Raw genomic sequence first — 19,871 nt, 5'->3', positions numbered from 1 at the left:
TTATCGTCGCAATAATATTTGTGAATGGTTAATCTAGGCCTATATTAGTTTGGTGAATGTTATTTTCTTACGCATTCCCGCTGGTGTTATTTAATTAGTGACTCATTACCGCGTTCAACATAGTGAATTTGGTGTATTAGAAAAGGATGAACAGAACAATGAAAAAATCGTTAGTGGCTGTCAGCGTCATTGTGGTACTTGGCGCTGCATGGACTGGGGCCTCATGGTATACCGGCAAATTGATTGAACAACGAATGGGCGAATTGGTTAACAACGCCAACGGCCAGATCAGAACTTTGCTACCTAAAGCTGGCGTAAAATTCGCCTATAAAGATTATCAGCGCGGTCTGTTCAGTAGCCAGGTTCGCTATATTTTACAAGCCGATAGCACTGTTGCGGGCGAAAAAGCCTTAAAAGATGGTGATGAAGTGGCATTTATCGAAACTATCGATCACGGCCCATTCCCATTAGCGCAGTTAAAAAAATTCAATCTGATCCCAAGCATGGCCTCGGTACACACCGAGCTTGCCAATACGCCAGCCTTGAAAAAACTGTTTGAAGTGACTAAAGGCCAATCACCCTTTACTGCAGACTCCCGCATTTCGTACAGCGGCGATACCTCTTCTGCCATTACGTTTATTCCAATTGATTATCAGCAAAACACCACTAGCATGAAATTCGCTGGCGCTAAAATTGATGCTGATGTGTCGCGAGATCTGCGCAATGTGAAAATGAGCGGTTCTAGTGACAGTCTTGTTTTTGCGAGCAAAAATCAGTGGGATCAACTTGAGCAATTTAGCCTGCAAGGTTTGGTTATTAAAAGTAACACCAATGTAGGCAAGTTTGATCTCAGCATTGGTGACCAACAACTGGGCATCAAGCAGATTGGTTTAAATGTCGATGGCAAAGACACCGCGACACTGGTTGGTTTTAACCTGAATACTCAATTAGGTGAAACCGATAAAGATTTGAACGGTAAGTTGACCTATACATTAGACGCTCTAAAAATTCAGGATAATGATTTTGGTGCCGGTAAATTGGCCTTCACTTTCGACCATTTGGACGGTCAAAGCTTGAAACAATTCTCCAGCGCCTATAATCAACAAGCTTTGCAAGCTGTTCAGGCGGGTGAAAATCTGGATCCGGAAGCTTATCAGCAACAAATGGCCGATATGTTACTGGCTAACCTCCCTGCCTTGCTGAAAGGTAATCCGACCATTAGCATTGCACCACTGAGCTGGAAAAATGCCAAAGGGGAAAGCACCTTTACTCTGAATGTCGCTCTGACTGATCCAACACAAGCGAAAGCAAGTAATGAGCCGCTACTCGCGCAGTCAGTGAAAAAAGTCGACGCGACGCTGACCATTCCGATGGCAATGGCGACCGAGCTGACCACCCAAACTGCGCGTCTACAGGGCTACAGCCCAGAAGAAGCACAAAAATTGGCACAACAGCAGGTTCAAGGCATTGCGGCTATGGGCCAGATGTTTAAACTGACCACCACCAAAGATGATGTTATCAGCAGCAGTTTCCATTTTGCCGATAACCAGGTTGATTTGAATGGTCAGAAAATGTCGCTGCAAGAATTCGTTGGCCTGTTTGGTATGTTCGGTGGCGCACCCGCTGAAGAAGATACCGGCCCCGAGTCTGAAGATGTGCCAGTAGAACCTGCACCCGCAGTTCCAGCACCATAAGTTGCTGAACAGCTATCAGTAATAGCATTCAGTCATAAACTTGAAATAGCGAACGGGGCCTAATGGCTCCGTTTTTATCTAAAGAGGTCTGGATAATGGAAGATAAGACGATTATCGATGAAAAAACAATTATCGAAGAAAAAACAAAGTTAGGGCCAGATCCCCACTGTAAGCACCCGATGGCAGGGTTTCCCCAAGTGTGCTTTATCAAAAATACCACCCAGAACCCAAACATTATTATTGGTGATTATACCTATTACGACGATCCGCAAGACTCTGAGAACTTTGAGCGCAACGTGCTCTATCACTACCCCTTTATCGGCGATAAGTTGATTATCGGTAAATTCTGCGCATTGGCGCATGGGGTTAAATTTATTATGAATGGTGCCAACCATAAGATTTCAGGATTTTCGACTTATCCATTTAATATTTTTGGCAATGGCTGGGAAAGAGTCACACCGTCAATGGATGAGCTGCCTTATAAGGGCGATACTCATGTCGGAAATGATGTCTGGATCGGCTATGAGGTACTGATTATGCCGGGTGTCACTATTGGCAACGGAGCCATTATTTCCTCGCGTTCAGTGGTCACTCGCGATGTCCCAGCTTATAGCGTGGTGGGCGGAAATCCTGCAACACTGATTAAAAACCGCTTCTCACCCGAAGTAACCCGCAAGCTGGAGGCCATTGCCTGGTGGGATTGGCCAATAGCAAAAATTAGCCGCCACCTCCATTTGATCACCGCGGGTGATGTTGAGGCGCTGACATTAGCAAACAGCGAGAGCGATCAGCCGTGATCAGGCTGAGCCGCGACGGATCAACACCGGCGGTAATATAACGCTTTGTAGCTGCAAATCGACACCTGCGATACGCTGAAGTAATCTCTGCCCAGCACTGTAGCCAATTTCTCGAGCAGAGCTGGTGATAAAGGTGAGTGGCGGTTCAGTGAGTTCAGCTTCTGGGACATCACCAAAACCAATTAATGCAACTTGCTGATCGAGATAAGCATCTACTCCCGCGCTGCCAATCGTCCGGCCGGTGCGCAAAATACCAAAGTATGCCCCGAGCGCGACGGATGCTTGATGGCAAACTATGGCACTGACATTGGGGTGATGACGTAATAACCTTTCGGCAGCATCCGCCGCTGCCTGCTGCTGACCATCACATTCAACCACCCATTCCGAACGAAAGGGTAGCCCATATTGCACTAGCGTGGCACAAAAGCCCCCTAGCCGCTCGGCCCGGGTTAATGAGTGCGAATGCCCGCCAAGATAGGCAATTTGCCGATGACCACGGCCAATAAGGAATTCGGTTGCCATTTTTGCCGCTTGCATATTATCGGGCCGGACCACATCCACCCCATCCAACACATTTGAACGAGCAGCACAAATCAGCGGAATATCATGCTCTGCGGCCTTTTCTTGCAGCCCCATCTCACGTTTAGCACCACCGCCCAGCACCAAGCCATCGACGCCTTGATCAATCAGCGTATCAAAACACCGCGATAATCCCTTTCCTTCGCGGCCACTTTGCGTCAGGAACAACAGCTTGCCTTCCGCCTCAATTGCCTCACTGAGCCCGGCAGTCATTTCTGCATAAAAGGGATCACTGATATCGCGCACAATCAAGCCAATCACGCCGGACGCCCCGCCGCGTAATTGTGCCGCCTGACGGTTACGCACATAGCCTAATTGTTCAATTGCCTGATTGACCCGGTCAGCAGTTGCCGGGGAGATACGTCCTTTGCCACTGATAGCTAATGAGACGGTCGCCACGGACACACCCGCCAATTTAGCCACATCGATGATGGTTATTTTTTTTGTTGTCATAACTGCGGATAAACAAGCCAAGTTAAACGTTTAATCTGATGATCCCCCCTGACATGCCCAAAGAATTTGGAGTTGCAGGTCGGCGGCCAGCAAGTGAGTCTCAAAGAGGCTCATTAATCCCGATGAGCTTACACCTTGTAAGTGATTCGGGTGAATGTGCGCAGCTAACAACCCTGCGGCTTCAAATGTGAGGGTATACAAAAATAGGATCAGTAATTGTGACATATCACTCATATTATCTGGGTTAAACGTTTTATCTTATTTTACCTCCAGACAGGGAGACGAAATAGTCGCCGTTATCCATCAATCAATCGTTATCTATCAATATCGTTATCTATCAATATGGTGTAAACGGCGTTTTTTAACATCAGGTGTATCAGTACAGGAGCCACTATGTCAGCGGCAAAAAAACAAAAAATTACGCTGTGGGAGTTTTTCCAGAGTTTAGGGAAAACCTTCATGTTACCGGTCGCCTTGCTCTCCTTCTGCGGGATCATGCTGGGTATCGGTAGTTCGCTTAGCAGTAAAGATGTCATCACACTCTTACCCTTTATTGGTCACCCTGCTTTCCAGCTATTGTTTACTTGGATGAGTAAGGTCGGTTCATTTGCCTTTAGCTTCTTGCCGGTGATGTTCGCCATCGCGATCCCATTGGGGATGGCGCGCGAAAACAAAGGTGTGGCGGCTTTCTCTGGTTTCGTCGGCTTTGCTGTCCTGAATCTGGCCACCAACTTTTACCTCACCACCAGCGGTGTATTACCCACCACTGACCCGTTGGTACTGAAAACCCATAACATCCAGAATATTTTAGGTATTCAGTCCATCGACACCGGCATTTTGGGTGCGGTGATCGTGGGGATCATTGTTTACTTACTGCATGAGCGCTTCAATACCATTCGCTTACCTGATGCATTAGCTTTCTTTGGTGGCACTCGTTTTGTGCCGATTGTCACCACTGTGGTGCTTGGGTTAGTCGGCTTGTTGATCCCATTGATCTGGCCTTGGTTCGCCGCAGGTATTAATGGATTGGGCCGATTGATTAACGGCGCGGGCATGTTCGGGCCAATGATCTTCGGCAGCGGTGAGCGCTTATTACTGCCTTTCGGCTTACACCATATCTTAGTTGCACTGATCCGCTTCACTGAAGCAGGCGGCACCATGGATGTGTGTGGTCATAGTGTCAGTGGGGCTTTAACCATCTTCCAGGCGCAGTTATCTTGCCCTACCACCACCGGTTTCTCTGAAAGTGCCACGCGCTTCTTGTCGCAAGGCAAAATGCCGGCCTTCCTGGGCGGTCTGCCGGGCGCGGCACTGGCGATGTATCATTGCGCCAAACCTGAGAACCGTCATAAAATTAAAGGCTTGCTGATTTCAGGTGTAGTGGCTTGTGTCATCGGCGGCACCACAGAACCGATCGAATTCCTGTTCCTGTTTGTGGCCCCATTCTTGTATCTGATCCACGCCATCCTGACCGGGCTGGGCTTTACTGTCATGGCGTTGTTGGGTGTGACCATCGGGAATACTGACGGTAATATCATTGATTTCGTGGTATTTGGCATCTTGCACGGCACAGCAACCAAATGGTATTGGGTGCCCGTGGTCGCCGGGATTTGGTTCGTCGCTTACTATTGCATTTTCCGTTTTGCTATTCAGCACTTCAATATCAAAACACCGGGCCGTGAGAGTGAGACCCTCGCCAGCAGCAATGCAGAAAAAGCCGCCAGTGGTGCAATCACCGGGAAATCTGGCTATAACTCCCCGGCTATTTTGGCCGCTCTGGGTGGCGCTGATAATATTGTCTCACTGGACAATTGCATCACCCGCTTACGAATGTCAGTTAAAGATATGAATTTGGTAGATAAAGAGGCGCTGAAAGCTAACCGTGCTATTGGTGTGATTCAGCTCAATGACCACAATCTTCAAGTTGTTATTGGTCCACAAGTGCAATCAGTGAAAGATGAATTAGACTCACTGATAGGCAATGAACAATTCGCAACATCTTAGGATGGTAATTCGCTAAATAGCGTTGCCTCAATACTAGTTACATAGAAACTATACCCAAAGTCATTGGCGTCGCAGGTAGGCAGCCAGCAAACTCATCCCGATGAGCTTACACGAGTAAGTGATTCGGGTGAGTTAGTGCAGCTAACACCCCTGCGGCGTCAAGGGCGAAGGGTATATTTGATAAGCGAGATGCTGATGTTTGATTTCTCCACACCTGTCGACCGTCACGGCACTTGGTGTACCCAATGGGACTATATTGCTGACCGTTTTGGTGCTGCGGACTTACTGCCATTCACTATCTCGGATATGGACTTCCCCACTGCGCCGGTTATTTTACAAGCACTTAATCAGCGCATCGGGCACGGTGTGCTGGGGTATAGCCGCTGGCAACATGAAGACTTTCTCGGCGCAATTCGTCATTGGTATCAGCAGCGTTTTCATTGCTCGATTGATACATCAATGGCGGTCTATGGCCCGTCAGTTATCTATATGGTGGCCCAGTTGATTCGCTGCTGGTCAGCGCCCGGTGATTTTGTCGTCACCCACACTCCGGCCTATGATGCTTTTTATAAAGTGATCCTCGGCAATCAACGCCAATTACTCAATTGCCCGCTGCAAAAAATTGATAATCAGTGGCAATGTGATATGGCGCATTTGGAAGCATTACTGGCACGTCCGCAAACTAAAATATTGTTGCTGTGCAGCCCGCATAATCCCACCGGCAAAGTCTGGACAGCGCAAGAACTTGCGCTCATGGCTGAGCTGTGTGAGCGCCATCAGGTCAACGTTATCAGTGATGAAATCCACATGGACATGACTTGGGGTAATCAAGTACATACCCCCTGGAGTCAGGTGGGACAAACCCCGTGGGCTTTACTGACCTCCGGCTCTAAGACATTTAATATCCCCGCGTTAACCGGGGCTTACGGTTTTATCAGTGATACTGAAACCCGCGATAGCTACAACCAAATGCTAAAAGGCCGCGATGGCCTCTCTTCTCCTGCGGTACTGGCGATCGTCGCGCATATCGCGGCTTACCGACAGGCAGAACCCTGGTTGGATGAATTACGCCGTTATCTGCAAGCCAATTTGGCTTATGTTGCGCTGCGGTTAAATGAAGCATTTCCGGCATTAAATTGGCAGCCACCACAGGCAACTTACTTAGCCTGGATAGATTTACGCCCCTTAAATCTTGACGATCATCAATTGCAGAACGTGCTGATTGAAAAAGAGAAAGTCGCCATTATGCCCGGTTTCACCTACGGCGAAGAGGGCCGCGGCTTCCTACGTCTCAATGTCGGTTGCTCGCGCAGCAAAGTTGAAGCTGGGATGGATAAATTGATTAGCGGCATCCAGTTTTTGCAGGGGAAATAGCGTTTTCACCTCGGTTATAACGGCTTGTTGAACGGATAAATAAGTATAAAAATGTGGCTTCCCATTAAGGTAATTGCATTCATTTATTTATAGGGAACAAGGATTTGTGCCTAAAATAACAACCATGAATTTTATAACGGCTAATTATGGCGATTTCACTTACCATAGACTGGACTTTTCGATTGATGATCATGATTTTATTATGATCTTCTCTGAAGTTCTCATGCTAGAGAGCGGTGGAACCTCAAATTTCTCCAACGAGGATGTGGGGTTTATCATCCCCGCTGATACTTATGAAGTGAAATTTGATCGTGCGGAGAATTTTCATAATGACCGCTTCTTTGAATTACCGACAAGCCAATACAGCAGGCTCAACTATAAAGGTTTAATGCGGCTGGGTTGTGCTCTAAATCTATTAATCATGAATCATTATCAAAGCTTTAAACCTAAACTTTATTTATCAGTAGCCGTAAATACTCGGTTAAAACTGCTCTATGACCGTTTATCTGGCCATCAGAATTTTAACATTCCTGTTGAAATCAAAAAGAACATTGGCGAAGGAGGGAGAGGATATGCCATCAAAACACCTCGATTCTATGATATTGCAGCGTAAAAAAGAGGGAATGAAGCGAGCCAAAGCCGCCTTTGTTGCCGCTGAAAAAAATGGAACATTAACTGTGGTAAAAGCGGTATTCCCATCGCGTTAGTCCTATTTTCGGCACCTTTCATCTCTAAAAGGTGCCGAAATGAGATTTAAGTCACTTTTTTATGCAACATGTTGGCTATTTTCACTGGTTTGTTTTTATAATGTTCTGCACTTTACCGACAACATCCATTTAAAAGAGTGAGTGCACCTATGATTGACCTCCGCCTACCCTTGACTGACATTCATCGCCACCTTGACGGCAATATCCGTGCGCAAACTATTTTGGATTTGGGCCGTCAGTTTAATCTGTCGTTACCCGCTGATGAATTAGAAACCCTGCGCCCACATGTTCAAATCACTCAAACTGAACCCGATTTGGTCAGCTTTCTGCAAAAACTGGATTGGGGGGTCGCGGTGTTAGGCTCCCTCGATGCTTGCCGCCGCGTGGCATATGAAAACGTCGAAGATGCCGCCAATGCGGGTTTACATTATGCCGAACTGCGTTTTTCTCCATTCTATATGGCAATGAAACACCAGTTACCCGTCGCCGGTGTGGTAGAAGCCGTCATTGATGGTATCCAATCTGGTTGCCGTGATTTTGATATTGATATTCGTCTTATCGGGATCCTTAGCCGCACTTTTGGTGAGCAAGCCTGTTTACAAGAACTTGATGGTTTACTGGCGCATCGTGACGGTATTACTGCGCTGGATCTGGCGGGTGATGAGCTGGGCTTCCCTGGTGGCCTATTCCGCAGTCATTTTAACCGCGCGCGGGATGCTGGTTTGCGGATTACCGTCCATGCCGGTGAAGCCGCAGGCCCTGAAAGTATCTGGCAAGCTATCCGCGAGTTAGGCGCGGAACGTATCGGTCACGGTGTTAAGGCCGTGGAAGATATTAAGCTGATGGATTATTTAGCTGAGCATAGCATTGGCATTGAGTCCTGTCTGACTTCCAATATTCAGACCAGCACGGTCGCCTCACTGGCGGCTCACCCCTTGGCCATCTTCTTACGCCATGGAGTGTTAGCATCAATAAACACCGATGACCCTGCAGTGCAAGGCATTGAAATTGCCAATGAATATCATGTTGCCGCGCCAGCTGCGGGCCTGACACCGCAAGAAATTCGTCAGGCTCAGGAAAATGGGCTGACAATGGCCTTTATTAGCGAACAAGAAAAACAGGCGCTGCGCGATAAAATCCGCGCTTAAGTGACTGAAAGAAGGCTAACAAAAAACGCCCGTGTTTCAATGAAATACGGGCGTTTTTTTATTGATAATGCGCTATGACTTAGTTTCAGTATTCTCAGCCAAAAGCGGTTGGGTGCTTGCCAGCTCTTTGGCCGCATTTTCTTTAGCAACCCGTTTGGCGTAATGTTGTGCCAATACCGCACAAACCATCAATTGAACCTGATGGAATATCATCAGCGGCAATACCATCACCCCCACTACCGAGGCAGGAAACAACACATTAGCCATCGGGATCCCATTTGCCAGGCTTTTCTTCGAGCCACAGAACACAATGGTAATCTCATCGGCGGTGTTAAAACCCAGCCAACGCGCGGCTAGCGTATTGATAACCAATACGAATATCAGCAACACCATTGAACAAACTAATATTGCCAACAAAGACCAGCCGTCGATTTGGTGCCAAATCCCCTCCACCACCGCCTCACTGAAGGCCACATAAACCACTAATAGAATTGATGACCGGTCAGTGATATTAACCAGCTTTTTATAACGTTCAACCCATTTGGCAATCAGTGGACGGGATAAATGACCGACAATAAATGGCACCATCAATTGCATGACGATAGAACCGATAGCATGCAAGGTATCAGAATCGCCCCCCTGTGTTTGCATCAGCATGCCCACCAAAATCGGTGATAAAAAAACACCGAGGATACTGGAGGCCGATGCGCTACATATGGCGGCCGCCACATTCCCGCCCGCCACCGAGGTATAGGCGATGGCAGATTGAACTGTTGCTGGCAATGCACACAGATAAAGGAAACCCAGATACAATGTTGGCGTTAACACCCCCGGAACCAATACATTCATGCCTAATCCCAGTAACGGGAACAGAGCAAAGGTACTGAGGAACACCACCAAGTGCAGCTTCCAATGCCCCATGCCGGAAACTATCGCGGCGCGGGAAAGTTTGGCCCCGTGCATAAAGAACAATAATGCGATAGCCGCCGTCGTCAAGTGCTCGAACCACACCTTAACTTCGCCCTCACAGGGGAAGATTGAAGCAATGATAACGACCAGTATCAATACCAATAAAAACTTATCTATTCGTAAGCGTTGTAACCAGGGCATGCCACTGTATTCCTTCAATTATCCCCTTCGCTCTAGAAGCCGCGGGGGTGTTAGCTACGCTCACTCACCCGAATCACTGACTTATGTCAGCTCATCGGGATTTGTTCACTTGCTGCCTACTCGCAACTCCAATAGCTTTGGGTATGGTTTTTAGGCCTAATTCAGTTTGCAGTGACAACTGGCAACGTTTTTTTCTGTTGATCAGAGGCAATGCCCAGCTCGATCAACTCCATCACCTTAATCGCTTCAGAGGCTGGTACCGGATTGGCGGCCGTCCCCAAAATGGCATCGCGAACTCCGGCATAATAAGCAGGATAATTACCTGGCAATGTCAGCAAAGGTTTCTCGGTCAGCACACCGTCATGTGACAGTGTCACGATACCATCGCGCATATCATAGCCCCAGTCAGCTTGTGGTAAACGCTCACCCGCTTTCAGCCGGTCTTCCTGCGGGTCTAAACCAAATTTAATATAGCTGCCCTGCATACCGTGGACGATATAACGCGCGTTTTCTGCCGCCGCGATTACAGTGCCGTGCAACACCACGCGTTGCCCCGGATAGCTGAGAATAGCATGGAAATAGTCAACGGATTGCGCCCCTGGGCGTAACATCCCTAAATCAACATTCAGTTGATCTGGCAAACCAAACAGTTGTAGCGCTTGATCCAATAAATGTGGCCCCAAATCGTACCAGATACCGCTGCCAGCACCGGCTTGTTCACGCCACCGCTGACGGATCTCCGGGCGATAGCGGTCAAAGTGAGATTCAAAATAGACCACTTTACCCAACGAGCCTTCCGCCAATAAGGTTTTTAATGTCAGGAAATCACTGTCCCAGCGGCGATTGTGGAACACGGACAGCAAAAGACCGGCGTCGTCAGCTTGTTGCTTCAGATCATTTGCTTGTGACAGTGTCACAGTAAACGGCTTATCAACCACCACATGCTTACCCGCTGCCAGCGCCTTTTGAGCCAAAGGATAGTGGGTATCATTAGGGGTAGGAATGACGATGAGATCAATGGCAGGGTCATCAAATAACGCTTGCGGGTCAGAAACAACAGTCATCGATGGCCAGTCAGCATGAACTTTACTGGCATCACTACTAGAAACGCCCGCCAGTTCCAGCCCTGGAGTCCCCATAATCAGCGGTGCATGAAAGGTTTTACTGGCGTAGCCATAACCCAGTAAACCCACTTTTATTTTTTCGGCCATCATGTATTTCCTCTTGCCCGATATATGCCCTAAATAATGCAAGCAGCCAACACACATGCCGCTTGAAGTATGACGGGCATGCCCGCTATTTGATATCACTCGAACAACCGATTTGACACCATGATGATTGCTGCGACAAGAGGTAATTTTTTGCTAAACATAACTGGCGCGGTTAAATCCGCGTAATTTCAGCTGAATCATCACGCCATTCAGGGGGGTGCAAGCTACGTTGTGGGTAGTTGGTTTCAATGCTGCGACGCCTGAAATCACTGGGGCTGACGCCCACGCGCTTACGGAAAACGCGGGAGAAATACAGCTGGTCATCATAGCCCACGACACGGCCAATGGTGGCAATAGGTTCTTGCGTGGTTTGCAGCAATAATTTAGCCCGGATAACCCGTTGGTCTTCGCGCCAACGCAAGATATTGATACCGACCTGATCGCGAAACAGATGCGCCAACCGTGACGGCGACAAACACACATGCCGCGCCACTTCATCAATGCGCAACTCGCCCGCCAGATTGCCGGTGATAAATTGACATGCTTCGATAACGCGAGGGTCCATAATGCGTTGCGGGCTGAGGGGGTCTTCTTCCATTGAACGCAATAACAGCCGCTCCAGTAAGTTCATCCCTAACTCTTCGCCAAAACGCCGCCCGGATTTTTGTGTTTCTTCTATATTGGCAAACAGCCGATCAAACTCCAGCAGTAAATTATTGTTGGTATCGGTCGGTAAGGATAAACGCCCTACTTCATGGGCTTTACTGTGCCACTCTAGCCAATCAGCCCAGTAGGCCCGAGGCCGGAAATAGACCCAACGGTGATACCAACAATCACTGTTGGGTGAGCGGCCATAATAATGAGCAACCTTAGGCGGAAATAACAACAAGTCACCGGGTTTACTGTAAAACGTGTTTTCTCCATCAAAAATTTTGCCCTGCCCTTTAATGGTCAGGTTTAGAATGTAACCTTTCATACCGCCGGGTCGGTCGATAAAAAAATCGAGCGGCCCATCAGCTAAAATAGGGGTTAATCCCGCCACCAGATAAGCATTAAAGGTATAGCCTGGCAGCAAGGGGTTAGGTTGCGGTTCCTGAGCCATTCGATGATACATTGAGTCTCCTTGGCATCCCTTTCTGATTTTTTATGCGCTTATCTCAGTCTATCGAACCCATTTTACACTGCCCAATAGTGATAACAAAATTGTGAGCCAGAATGGTTTTTTATGGACTTTTCTGTCGTCCACCCACTGATACCCTCTATTTGGCCTAGTGGGAGCGAAGCTGCAAAATGCGACATTTAGAAAGAGAGTCTCTTTAACTAGTTGATATTAAACTATAATAAAATTAACTGTTGCTATTCAAGAGGCGTTTCTGTCCTTCTAACTTGATATCTTCCATCGGTTTTTCGCTATTGCTATTATTTTGAAATCCCATCGATTCGCATTTATCCCGTTTTTCGGCTCAGATTAACTGCAAATGAAAAGACGTCTCTTTGGGCTCTGGATGCTAATTATTGTTTATCTCGTAAATCTGTCCCAATCCTTTATGAGACGGTCTGCTTTAGGTAGACCTGTACAAGACAAATATGACGGCGGAAACTTTGCACTCTGCAATAAGTGGAGTTTCTCACCGCCGTGAATAGTTAACTGTCATTAAACGAAAATGCAATAATTTCGGGCAATACATTGCCCTGAGGAAAATATTAATACACTTATTTAATTGATAATTAAACGAAAGCCAGCGCATTAGTGGTAGGGAATAATACGCAGCTTTACTTTTTATCCGTGATAATAAAACAGAAGGTTTAGCGTTCGTTAAAAAAATATCAATATATTACGATTGTGTAATATTTTCGTAATGTCGCTGTTCTGCCCGGCATTTATGTTAACGGACTGTTTTAAACCTGCCTCCTCCCTGTTTTAAGGATAAAACATGAAAACCAAATCACGTTTGGTGCTGGGTACTTCACTGGGTTGCCTCTTTTTTCCGGCAGCCGTTCTGGCCGCCGGGAGCCCTTTCCCAGAGTCCGGTCGGCCTGGCGTACCGGACAGCTGGCTGACCCCCGAATTCAACTGTCAGTGGGGACTGGGGGCGATTAATGCGCACCATGCCTACGCCCGGGGTTACAACGGGCAGGGGGTGAACATGGGTGTGCTTGATGGGAAGCTTTTCCCCCACCCCGAGTTTGCCGGCAAGCTCGCCATTATTTCCGATTATCTGCCTTATAATTTTGACAAGGATGAGAACAGTGAAGCGATCACCTTCGGGTCGCACGGCGCCCATGTGGCCGGCATTGCGGCGGCCAGCCGGGATGGTGCCGGCATGCACGGGGTGGCTTTCGGTGCCACCCTCGCCACGGGCAGTGTTCCGCGCACGGACAGCCAGCTGGAATACATGACCCAGAGCAACGTCAGGGTGATTAATAACAGCTGGGGAGATTACCCACCGATTGAAACAGATGCCGAAGGAAACGACGTATCCCTGCCTAATGGTACCTATAAGTATCAACAGGTCACGCCAGCGTCCCAGCTCGATAAGCTGGCCCCCCTCAAAGCGCGGATAGACGCCTTCAGCCGGGCCCCGATCCCCAGGGTTATCGCCAATGACAACCTGGATATTGCCGGTTACGCCGGCATGCTGCGCGCTGCGCGCCACGGCAAGCTGATTGTTTTCGCGGCCGGCAACTCCAACAATTACAATGTGCCCATGAGGGATGAAAGCATTCCTTATTTCTTTCCTGAGGTGGTGAGCCACTACCTGATGGTCACCAACCTGACGCCAGACGATGAACTGGCGGTCAGTTCCACAAGCTGCGGGCATACCGCCAGCTACTGCGTTTCGGCACCCGGTACGGATATCTACAGCGCAGTAGGACACTTTGCTTCCCGTACCGGCGACCACATCACGGAAGCGGCGCTGAACCAGGGAGAACTGAGCGTGGCACCGGGCTACGCGAACATGACGGGCACCTCCATGGCTGCGCCCCTCGTCACCGGGGCGGCCGCCGTGCTGATGCAGCGCTTCCCCTACATGACGACGGAGCAAATCAGCACCGTACTGAAAACCACCGCCACCGACCTCGGTGCGCCGGGCATCGATGCCCGCTTCGGCTGGGGAAAAATCAACCTGAAAGATGCCATTGACGGCCCCAGGATGCTGATTGCCCCGGCGGACATCCCGGCGGAACTCTATGTGCCCGGTTCGTACACCCAGACCCAGTTTGTGGCCACTATCCCGGGGGCCGGTGCGCTTCTTGACCCCGGGACGCCGCTGGAACGGCGATGTACCGGTCCGGAATGTGCCTGGGATATCTGGCGTAATGATATTGCCGGCCATGGCGGGCTGACCAAAGAGGGAGCAGGGACGCTGGTGCTGAGGGGGCACAACACCTACCATGGGCCGACGCAGGTCAATCAGGGCACGCTGATGGTCAACGGTTCGCTGACGTCGGACGTGTCGGTGCAGGATGGTGGTGTGTTGGGTGGCAACGGCTCGATCGGGTCACTCGTGGCCCAGGCCGGTGGCGCCGTGGCGCCGGGTAACGGTATCGGCACGCTGACGGTCGCGAATGACGTCACCTTTGACGCCGATTCAGGCTATGCCGTGGAGGTCACGACAGAGGGCCGTAGCGACCGCATTCAAAGCGCCGGCAAGGCACGGCTGAAGGGCGGTGAGGTGGCGGTGACGCTGGAAAGCCGGGGCAACCTGCTGAGCCCAAAAGAAGTACGCAGCCTGCTGGGGCAGCGGTACAGCATCCTGACAGCGGCCCAGGGGATTGAGGGGCAGTTTACTGCGGTACAACCCAACTCCCTGTTCCTGGGTACCGGACTGAGCTACCGGCCGCAACAGGTGGAGTTGACCGTGGTGCGCAACGCCACCCCGTTTGCCGTCGTGGCCGCCACGACCAACGAACGGGCCGTGGCGGTGGCGGCAGAACGCCTGCCTGTCGGCCACCCGGTGTACGAATCGGTGCTGATGTCGGACTCTGCCACTCAGGCCCGTCAGGCGTTTCGTCAGCTGTCCGGCCAGGTGCATGCCGATGTGCTGGCGGCGCAGATAAACGACAGTCACGCCTTGCGGGAAACCCTGAATGGACGTTTGCGCCAAAGCGAAGGTTTGGCCGGCACCTCCGGCATCAGGGCGGATGAACATGGCGCCTGGGCAACGCTGCTGGGCGGCTGGGGACAGGCGACCGGCGATACCAACGCCACCGGGTATCAGACGTCAACGTCCGGGGTAATGCTGGGCGCTGACCGCCGCGTGGGTGGCCATCTGCGGCTGGGCGTGGCCACGGGCTATACCCGCACCACGCTGCAAGGGGGCTACGGGGCCTCAGCCACCCGTAAAAACGTTCCTCTGGCGCTTTACGGCAGCGTCGCCTGGGGCGACCTGGCCCTGCGCGCCGGGGCGGCCAACACCTGGCACCGTATCGATACTCGACGCAACATTGCGTACGGCAGCCAGTCCGACCGGGTGGAGGCCGGGTATACCGCCCAGACACAGCAGCTGTTCGCCGAGGCCGGCTATCGGCTGGATATGCCGCTGGGCGTCAGCCTGGAGCCGTTTGCCGGTCTGGCCTATGTGCGGACAGCGAACGGCGGGTTTGCCGAGAAAGGCGGCGGCGCCGCGCTGCAGGGCAACCGACAGCATCAGGACGCCATGTTTTCCACGGCGGGCCTGCGGGCAGAAAAGCGCTGGCAGGCCGGCGGTGCCGTTGATATGGGGGTGTACGGAGAACTGGGCTGGCAACACCAGTTAGGGAAAACGGCACGCGATGCGGACCTGAAATTTAACAACACGGCAGCCTTTACCGTCGGCAGCGTACCGGCCGACCGCGACAGCGCACTGGTCAGGGCAGGCGTTGAGGCGAAGCTGTATGACAACGCCACCCTGTCGCTGGGCTACGGCGGCCAGTTGTCCTCGCGTCAGCAGGACAATAGCGTGAACGCCGGGTTTAGCTGGCGTTTCTGATCCCGGAGACGGTGCGGCCGGCGTCAGGGTACGGCACCATCACAAAACAGCATGTTATCCGATCAGACACAACCGTCAGTAAAGGCGGATGCGTGTCAATGCATCCCATTAACAAGGAAGCTAAAGCATGAAATTACGCCACTCACTGTTACTGGCGCTCCCATTATGCGCATTGCCAGCCCTGTCGTTTGCGGCAGAAGGCAGCTGCGCCACCAAGGAACAGAACATCCAGCAACAGATAGATTACGCCACCCAGCACGACAATCCCCACCGTGTGGCCGGGCTGAAAAAAGCGTTGAGCGAAGTGCAGACCAACTGCACCGAAGCTGGCCAGCAGGCCGGCAGTCTGGAGAACAACTCTTTTGCTATTCCCGGCCACCTGTTCAATGCACATGCTGGCCCAGCCGGAAGCACCTGGACGCTGGTAACTTACACGGGGGAGTTACTGCAAGAAATTGAAAAGCGCTATGGGCCGCGTGAGGATGGCTGGACGCTGCTCGGCGTGGAGTTTCATGATGCCGCGCCTCAGATCTGGTTTCCGGGCAGCCATGAGACCTCGTCCCGCAGACACATTGCCATCATGCTGAGTGGCAGAGCCTTTCATGATGAAAAGCGCGCGGTTTACCAGTTGGCGCACGAGTGCGTGCATCTGCTGGCACCGGTCGTGGGCGGCGGGTCACTGGTCATTGAGGAAGGTCTGGCCACCGCGTTCTCGGAAGACATGCTGGAAATATGGTTTAATGACAAGAACAAGCAGGCGTATACCAAAGATGATCCGCGTTACAGGGATGCGGCAGCGAAAGTACGTCACCTGCTGCAGCTGGAGCCGGATGCCATCCCCCGGCTCCGGAAGGTGGAACCGGCTTTTAAAAACATGACGGCGGCAACATTTGCCACTGCGGGACTTCAGGTGCCAGCCCAACTGGTGCAGGAGCTGCTGGCCGACTTTCCCATAGTTCAGTAACCTGAACCGCCTCAAGTTTTCTGGAGAGTTTTCACTCCAGGAACATCACCACCATCATGGAAGAATTGGACAACCTTTATGTTAAAACCGCTGTCATTGACATTGCTTATTGCCGGTATTATCCCGTTCAGCAGCCAGGCTGGCTCAATCCAATGGGAGTCCTGCTTAAACAGCAAGTTTCACTCCTGGTTTAACGGCTTTCCCCCCTCCCCACAACTGCGCTGTGGCTTTCTGGAAGTGCCATTGCAGTATAAAAATGGCACCAGTATTGAAGAATACGGCACAGATAAAACCGTCAGACTTGCATTGACCCTGCTGCCAGCGAAAGGCGTGCGCGAGGGGGGCTTAGTCATGATCAGCGGCGGTCCGGGTCAGTCAGGTATATCAGGTAAAAAGCCCTCCCGAGATGCTGACTGGCCAGTCACTAACCTGCACGAATCCTGGGATATCGTGAGGTACGATCCGCGAGGTGTCGGGCAATCTACCCCTAAAATTAACTGCACGGTGCCAGAGAATGCATCAGCCGCGGTCACCAGTCAGGAGCAGAAAATCCACAATAAGCTTAAAGCCTGCATCGATAATACCGGCGTTGAGGTACTAAAACATATTGGCACTGATGAAGCCGTCAGTGATGTGGATCGTATTCGCCAGGCGCTGGGTGACAGCAAGCTGACAGCAGTGGCTTATTCCTACGGCACTCAGGTTGCAGCGCTCTACGCCGAACGTTTTCCCTCAACGACCCGGGCAATAGTGCTGGATGGGGTTGTCGAACTGGAGGTGGCAAAGGATGATTTCATCTGGCAGCTTAATGATGCACGGGGATACCAACAGACCTTTGAGCGCTTTGCTGCCTGGTGCGCAGAAACCGGCAGTTGCCCTCTCTCATCAGACAAAATGCTCGCTACCCAGCAGTATCGCAATCTGTTGAGTCAACTGCACGCTCAGCCGCTATACGGAGCTGAAGGTCGGCAAATATCCGCCAATGACCTGCGATTCCTGACACAAGTTCTTCTGCTATGGCGCTCATCCTGGCCTTCCCTGGCCACTGCGGTCAGGCAGCTCAGTGCCGGTATTGTCAGTACAGAAGTCAACGGATTGCTGAATAATTCCGCATCAATTCTTGATTGGGATGCATTGAGCGTTATCACTTGCGCTGATCAACCCATACGTAAATATAGCCAGAATGACATTCTCCGTCAGCGCCAGTTGATTAGGGAGGCGTTCGCGGCGACGAATTATCCGCCTCAGACAGCGGATCCCCTGAATTTGTGTGACTTATGGCCATGGAAAAACAATGTTCTTGCCAAACGCCCGGTTCATGTACCTCATCTGCCGCAGTTACTGTTTGTTGCGCAGCGGCACGATCCCACCACCCCCTGGCACAATGCCAGAGCCATGGCCACGCTATTCAGCAGTCCGCTGCTGACACGGGAAGGTGACGGGCATACGCTGGCGTTGTCAGGAGCGAATCTGTGTGTGGATAAGACGGTAGTGGATTACCTGATAAATCCTGATAAAAAGCGCCACGATAGCGTCTGTCGGTGAAGCCTTTTGGAATAACCGTTTTCGGCAGCTCTGCCGCTCATCAGTATTTGAGCAATGGTACGCAGGTGCAAGCGCACCGTTATTCTCTACCGTGCAGATGATCTTATCCGCAGAACCGTCTGGCGTGTGGTGTTAAACTCACGCGCCACGGCACTGATACTGACACCTTCTTTTCTGTTCAGCAATAGCGCGCACAATGCCTGTAGGGAATTCGTTTATTGATTCAGGGTAATGACCCTGTACTTGTCGGAATTTCAGTTGAAGGGCAAATCCTAAACGCCCCGTATCGGTCATACCAGGGAGCAAGGAAAGCTCATCAGCAAGCAAACTCCACACGTCCCTGTCATCAAAAGTCTGATCCTGTGACAACATCCCAACTCCCTGAATCATCAATGGGTAATCGCTATGGCAACCATTTCACAGGTGAGTGATTTTTACTCAGATCCAGTTCAAAAAAGTCAGATGTCGCATTTTGCAGCTTCGCTTCCACTGGGCCTATTTGGCCCACCGTTCGTGGTGTCAGCCTTATGGACTGGCAGCGTTATTGCCCCACACTTTTTTATGCCCCCCCATTAGCCACTTTTTCATAAGTTCTAAATAAATGTACAACCTGATTTAATAAACCGTTCAGGAATATAACGATTCAAACCTTCTGCTTTGCAGTATTCTTTAAAGGTGCTTAGCGAATTTACTTTTGCCTTGCCGTATATCAATTGCAATTTATTTTCTATTGTGCGGTAAGAAAGATTGAGTTTTTTCGCTATCTCTTTAGCGTTAAGGGATTGTAATAAGAAAAAAATCACTTCAAGTTCTTTTTGATTAAAATCATTTGTCGGTGGTTTCATTACCAATACAGGGGGGATTTCCTGATTAAATAAGTCATATAAAGAAATAAAATTGAACTTTGTCACATGATAAATAGTGCCGATACATTTTTTTTCATTATCAAAAAGAGGGAATTTTTCGCAAAGCGTATGCTCTTGCCCCCATAAACAGGTCTGAATCATCGCCACACGTTGCTTATCTGTCTCAACCTCCCGGTCTTGTTTTTGTAAATCTGACGCAAATTCTGCCCACTGGGCAGGACACTCGCTGTCTAATCGGCCTTCAATATCAAATTCAAGCGGTAATTGGCTAAGTTTAAGGGTGGCTTTATTGGCATACATAAAGCGCGATTCGCAATCTTTTACCCCCCAAGGCTCTTCATTATTTTCCATAAATGATACGAGCGAACCAAAAGTCTCTACATCTAGTCCTTTAGAACCCATTATTTTGGGGTGATTAATTTTATCTATCATTATTAGCTCCTTTT

The 19,871-nt window shown here is 50.3% G+C and carries 14 protein-coding genes and 2 pseudogenes; 9 read left to right on the top strand and 7 right to left on the bottom strand.

The window, feature by feature from the left end:
• Window positions 1-158: 158 nt before the first annotated feature.
• Both FTA91_RS03720 and vat(F) read left to right on the top strand, forming a co-directional pair.
• Window positions 159-1,694, top strand: coding sequence for a YdgA family protein (locus FTA91_RS03720; protein WP_050114562.1), 1,536 nt, complete (start codon window positions 159-161; stop codon window positions 1,692-1,694).
• A 131-nt stretch (window positions 1,695-1,825) separates the two neighbouring features.
• On the top strand, window positions 1,826-2,491 hold the full coding sequence (gene vat(F), locus FTA91_RS03715; RefSeq protein ID WP_050114689.1) for a streptogramin A O-acetyltransferase Vat(F): 666 nt from the start codon (window positions 1,826-1,828) through the stop codon (window positions 2,489-2,491).
• On the opposite strand, the gene malI is transcribed toward vat(F), so the two are convergent.
• On the bottom strand, window positions 2,492-3,523 hold the full coding sequence (gene malI / locus FTA91_RS03710) for a Mal regulon transcriptional regulator MalI (protein ID WP_050114687.1): 1,032 nt from the start codon (window positions 3,521-3,523) through the stop codon (window positions 2,492-2,494). It lies immediately after the preceding gene.
• A 393-nt stretch (window positions 3,524-3,916) separates the two neighbouring features.
• Between malI and malX the strand changes: the two genes are divergently transcribed.
• The 4 genes from malX to add all read left to right on the top strand — a co-directional run bounded on the left by malX (window position 3,917) and on the right by add (window position 8,756).
• Window positions 3,917-5,527 carry a maltose/glucose-specific PTS transporter subunit IIBC gene (malX, locus tag FTA91_RS03705; protein ID WP_050114561.1) on the top strand — a complete coding sequence of 537 codons (1,611 nt, stop codon included), beginning with the start codon at window positions 3,917-3,919 and terminating at the stop codon, window positions 5,525-5,527.
• A gap of 195 nt (window positions 5,528-5,722) precedes the next feature.
• Complete coding sequence (locus FTA91_RS03700) at window positions 5,723-6,901, top strand: MalY/PatB family protein (RefSeq protein WP_050114684.1); 1,179 nt, start codon at window positions 5,723-5,725, stop codon at window positions 6,899-6,901.
• A 106-nt stretch (window positions 6,902-7,007) separates the two neighbouring features.
• Entirely contained in the window at window positions 7,008-7,514 is a 507-nt protein-coding gene (locus FTA91_RS03695; RefSeq protein WP_227507662.1) for a hypothetical protein, read from the top strand.
• A gap of 243 nt (window positions 7,515-7,757) precedes the next feature.
• Entirely contained in the window at window positions 7,758-8,756 is a 999-nt protein-coding gene (gene add / locus FTA91_RS03690; RefSeq protein WP_038632959.1) for an adenosine deaminase, read from the top strand.
• Between the two features lie 72 nt (window positions 8,757-8,828).
• On the opposite strand, the gene FTA91_RS03685 is transcribed toward add, so the two are convergent.
• The 3 genes from FTA91_RS03685 to araC form a co-directional block, all read right to left on the bottom strand.
• Window positions 8,829-9,866 carry a bile acid:sodium symporter family protein gene (locus FTA91_RS03685; RefSeq protein ID WP_050114557.1) on the bottom strand — a complete coding sequence of 346 codons (1,038 nt, stop codon included), beginning with the start codon at window positions 9,864-9,866 and terminating at the stop codon, window positions 8,829-8,831.
• Window positions 9,867-10,027: 161 nt separating this feature from the next.
• Entirely contained in the window at window positions 10,028-11,077 is a 1,050-nt protein-coding gene (locus FTA91_RS03680; protein ID WP_145535954.1) for an oxidoreductase, read from the bottom strand.
• Between the two features lie 172 nt (window positions 11,078-11,249).
• The gene (araC, locus tag FTA91_RS03675; protein WP_050114553.1) at window positions 11,250-12,191 is read right to left on the bottom strand and encodes an arabinose operon transcriptional regulator AraC; all 942 of its coding nucleotides are present in this window, start codon (window positions 12,189-12,191) and stop codon (window positions 11,250-11,252) included.
• Between the two features lie 820 nt (window positions 12,192-13,011).
• On the opposite strand from araC, the gene FTA91_RS03670 reads away from it, so the two are divergent.
• The 3 genes and pseudogenes from FTA91_RS03670 (at window position 13,012) to FTA91_RS03660 (ending at window position 18,559) form a co-directional block, all read left to right on the top strand.
• The gene (locus FTA91_RS03670; RefSeq protein ID WP_145582960.1) at window positions 13,012-16,050 is read left to right on the top strand and encodes an autotransporter domain-containing protein; all 3,039 of its coding nucleotides are present in this window, start codon (window positions 13,012-13,014) and stop codon (window positions 16,048-16,050) included.
• Between the two features lie 127 nt (window positions 16,051-16,177).
• Window positions 16,178-16,390: pseudogene (locus FTA91_RS03665) on the top strand (DUF1090 family protein); the annotation flags it as partial.
• A gap of 702 nt (window positions 16,391-17,092) precedes the next feature.
• Complete coding sequence (locus tag FTA91_RS03660) at window positions 17,093-18,559, top strand: alpha/beta fold hydrolase (RefSeq protein ID WP_050114549.1); 1,467 nt, start codon at window positions 17,093-17,095, stop codon at window positions 18,557-18,559.
• An 86-nt stretch (window positions 18,560-18,645) separates the two neighbouring features.
• Here the strand turns inward: FTA91_RS03660 and FTA91_RS20530 are convergent, their stop codons facing one another.
• The 3 genes and pseudogenes from FTA91_RS20530 to FTA91_RS03645 form a co-directional block, all read right to left on the bottom strand.
• On the bottom strand, window positions 18,646-18,744 hold the full coding sequence (locus FTA91_RS20530) for a helix-turn-helix domain-containing protein (RefSeq protein WP_174634414.1): 99 nt from the start codon (window positions 18,742-18,744) through the stop codon (window positions 18,646-18,648).
• A pseudogene (locus FTA91_RS03650) lies at window positions 18,734-18,949 on the bottom strand (hypothetical protein); the annotation flags it as partial. The pseudogene FTA91_RS03650 and the gene FTA91_RS20530, both read right to left, overlap by 11 nt.
• 203 nt (window positions 18,950-19,152) lie before the next feature.
• Window positions 19,153-19,854 carry a PAS domain-containing protein gene (locus tag FTA91_RS03645; protein WP_145535995.1) on the bottom strand — a complete coding sequence of 234 codons (702 nt, stop codon included), beginning with the start codon at window positions 19,852-19,854 and terminating at the stop codon, window positions 19,153-19,155.
• Window positions 19,855-19,871: the final 17 nt, after the last annotated feature.

This window comes from Yersinia thracica (assembly GCF_902170565.1).
Taxonomy (GTDB): Bacteria; Pseudomonadota; Gammaproteobacteria; order Enterobacterales; family Enterobacteriaceae; genus Yersinia; species Yersinia thracica.
This window is presented reverse-complemented; position numbering and strand designations above follow the sequence as displayed.

What these genes read in the sequence shown, in the direction of transcription:
- FTA91_RS03720 (WP_050114562.1), top strand. Translation starts at nt 159, where the DNA reads ATGAAAAAATCGTTAGTGGCTGTCAGCGTCATTGTGGTACTTGGCGCT.
- malI (WP_050114687.1), bottom strand. Translation starts at nt 3,523, where the DNA reads ATGACAACAAAAAAAATAACCATCATCGATGTGGCTAAATTGGCGGGT.
- malX (WP_050114561.1), top strand. Translation starts at nt 3,917, where the DNA reads ATGTCAGCGGCAAAAAAACAAAAAATTACGCTGTGGGAGTTTTTCCAG.
- FTA91_RS03700 (WP_050114684.1), top strand. Translation starts at nt 5,723, where the DNA reads ATGTTTGATTTCTCCACACCTGTCGACCGTCACGGCACTTGGTGTACC.
- add (WP_038632959.1), top strand. Translation starts at nt 7,758, where the DNA reads ATGATTGACCTCCGCCTACCCTTGACTGACATTCATCGCCACCTTGAC.
- FTA91_RS03685 (WP_050114557.1), bottom strand. Translation starts at nt 9,866, where the DNA reads ATGCCCTGGTTACAACGCTTACGAATAGATAAGTTTTTATTGGTATTG.
- FTA91_RS03680 (WP_145535954.1), bottom strand. Translation starts at nt 11,077, where the DNA reads ATGGCCGAAAAAATAAAAGTGGGTTTACTGGGTTATGGCTACGCCAGT.
- araC (WP_050114553.1), bottom strand. Translation starts at nt 12,191, where the DNA reads ATGTATCATCGAATGGCTCAGGAACCGCAACCTAACCCCTTGCTGCCA.
- FTA91_RS03670 (WP_145582960.1), top strand. Translation starts at nt 13,012, where the DNA reads ATGAAAACCAAATCACGTTTGGTGCTGGGTACTTCACTGGGTTGCCTC.
- FTA91_RS03660 (WP_050114549.1), top strand. Translation starts at nt 17,093, where the DNA reads ATGTTAAAACCGCTGTCATTGACATTGCTTATTGCCGGTATTATCCCG.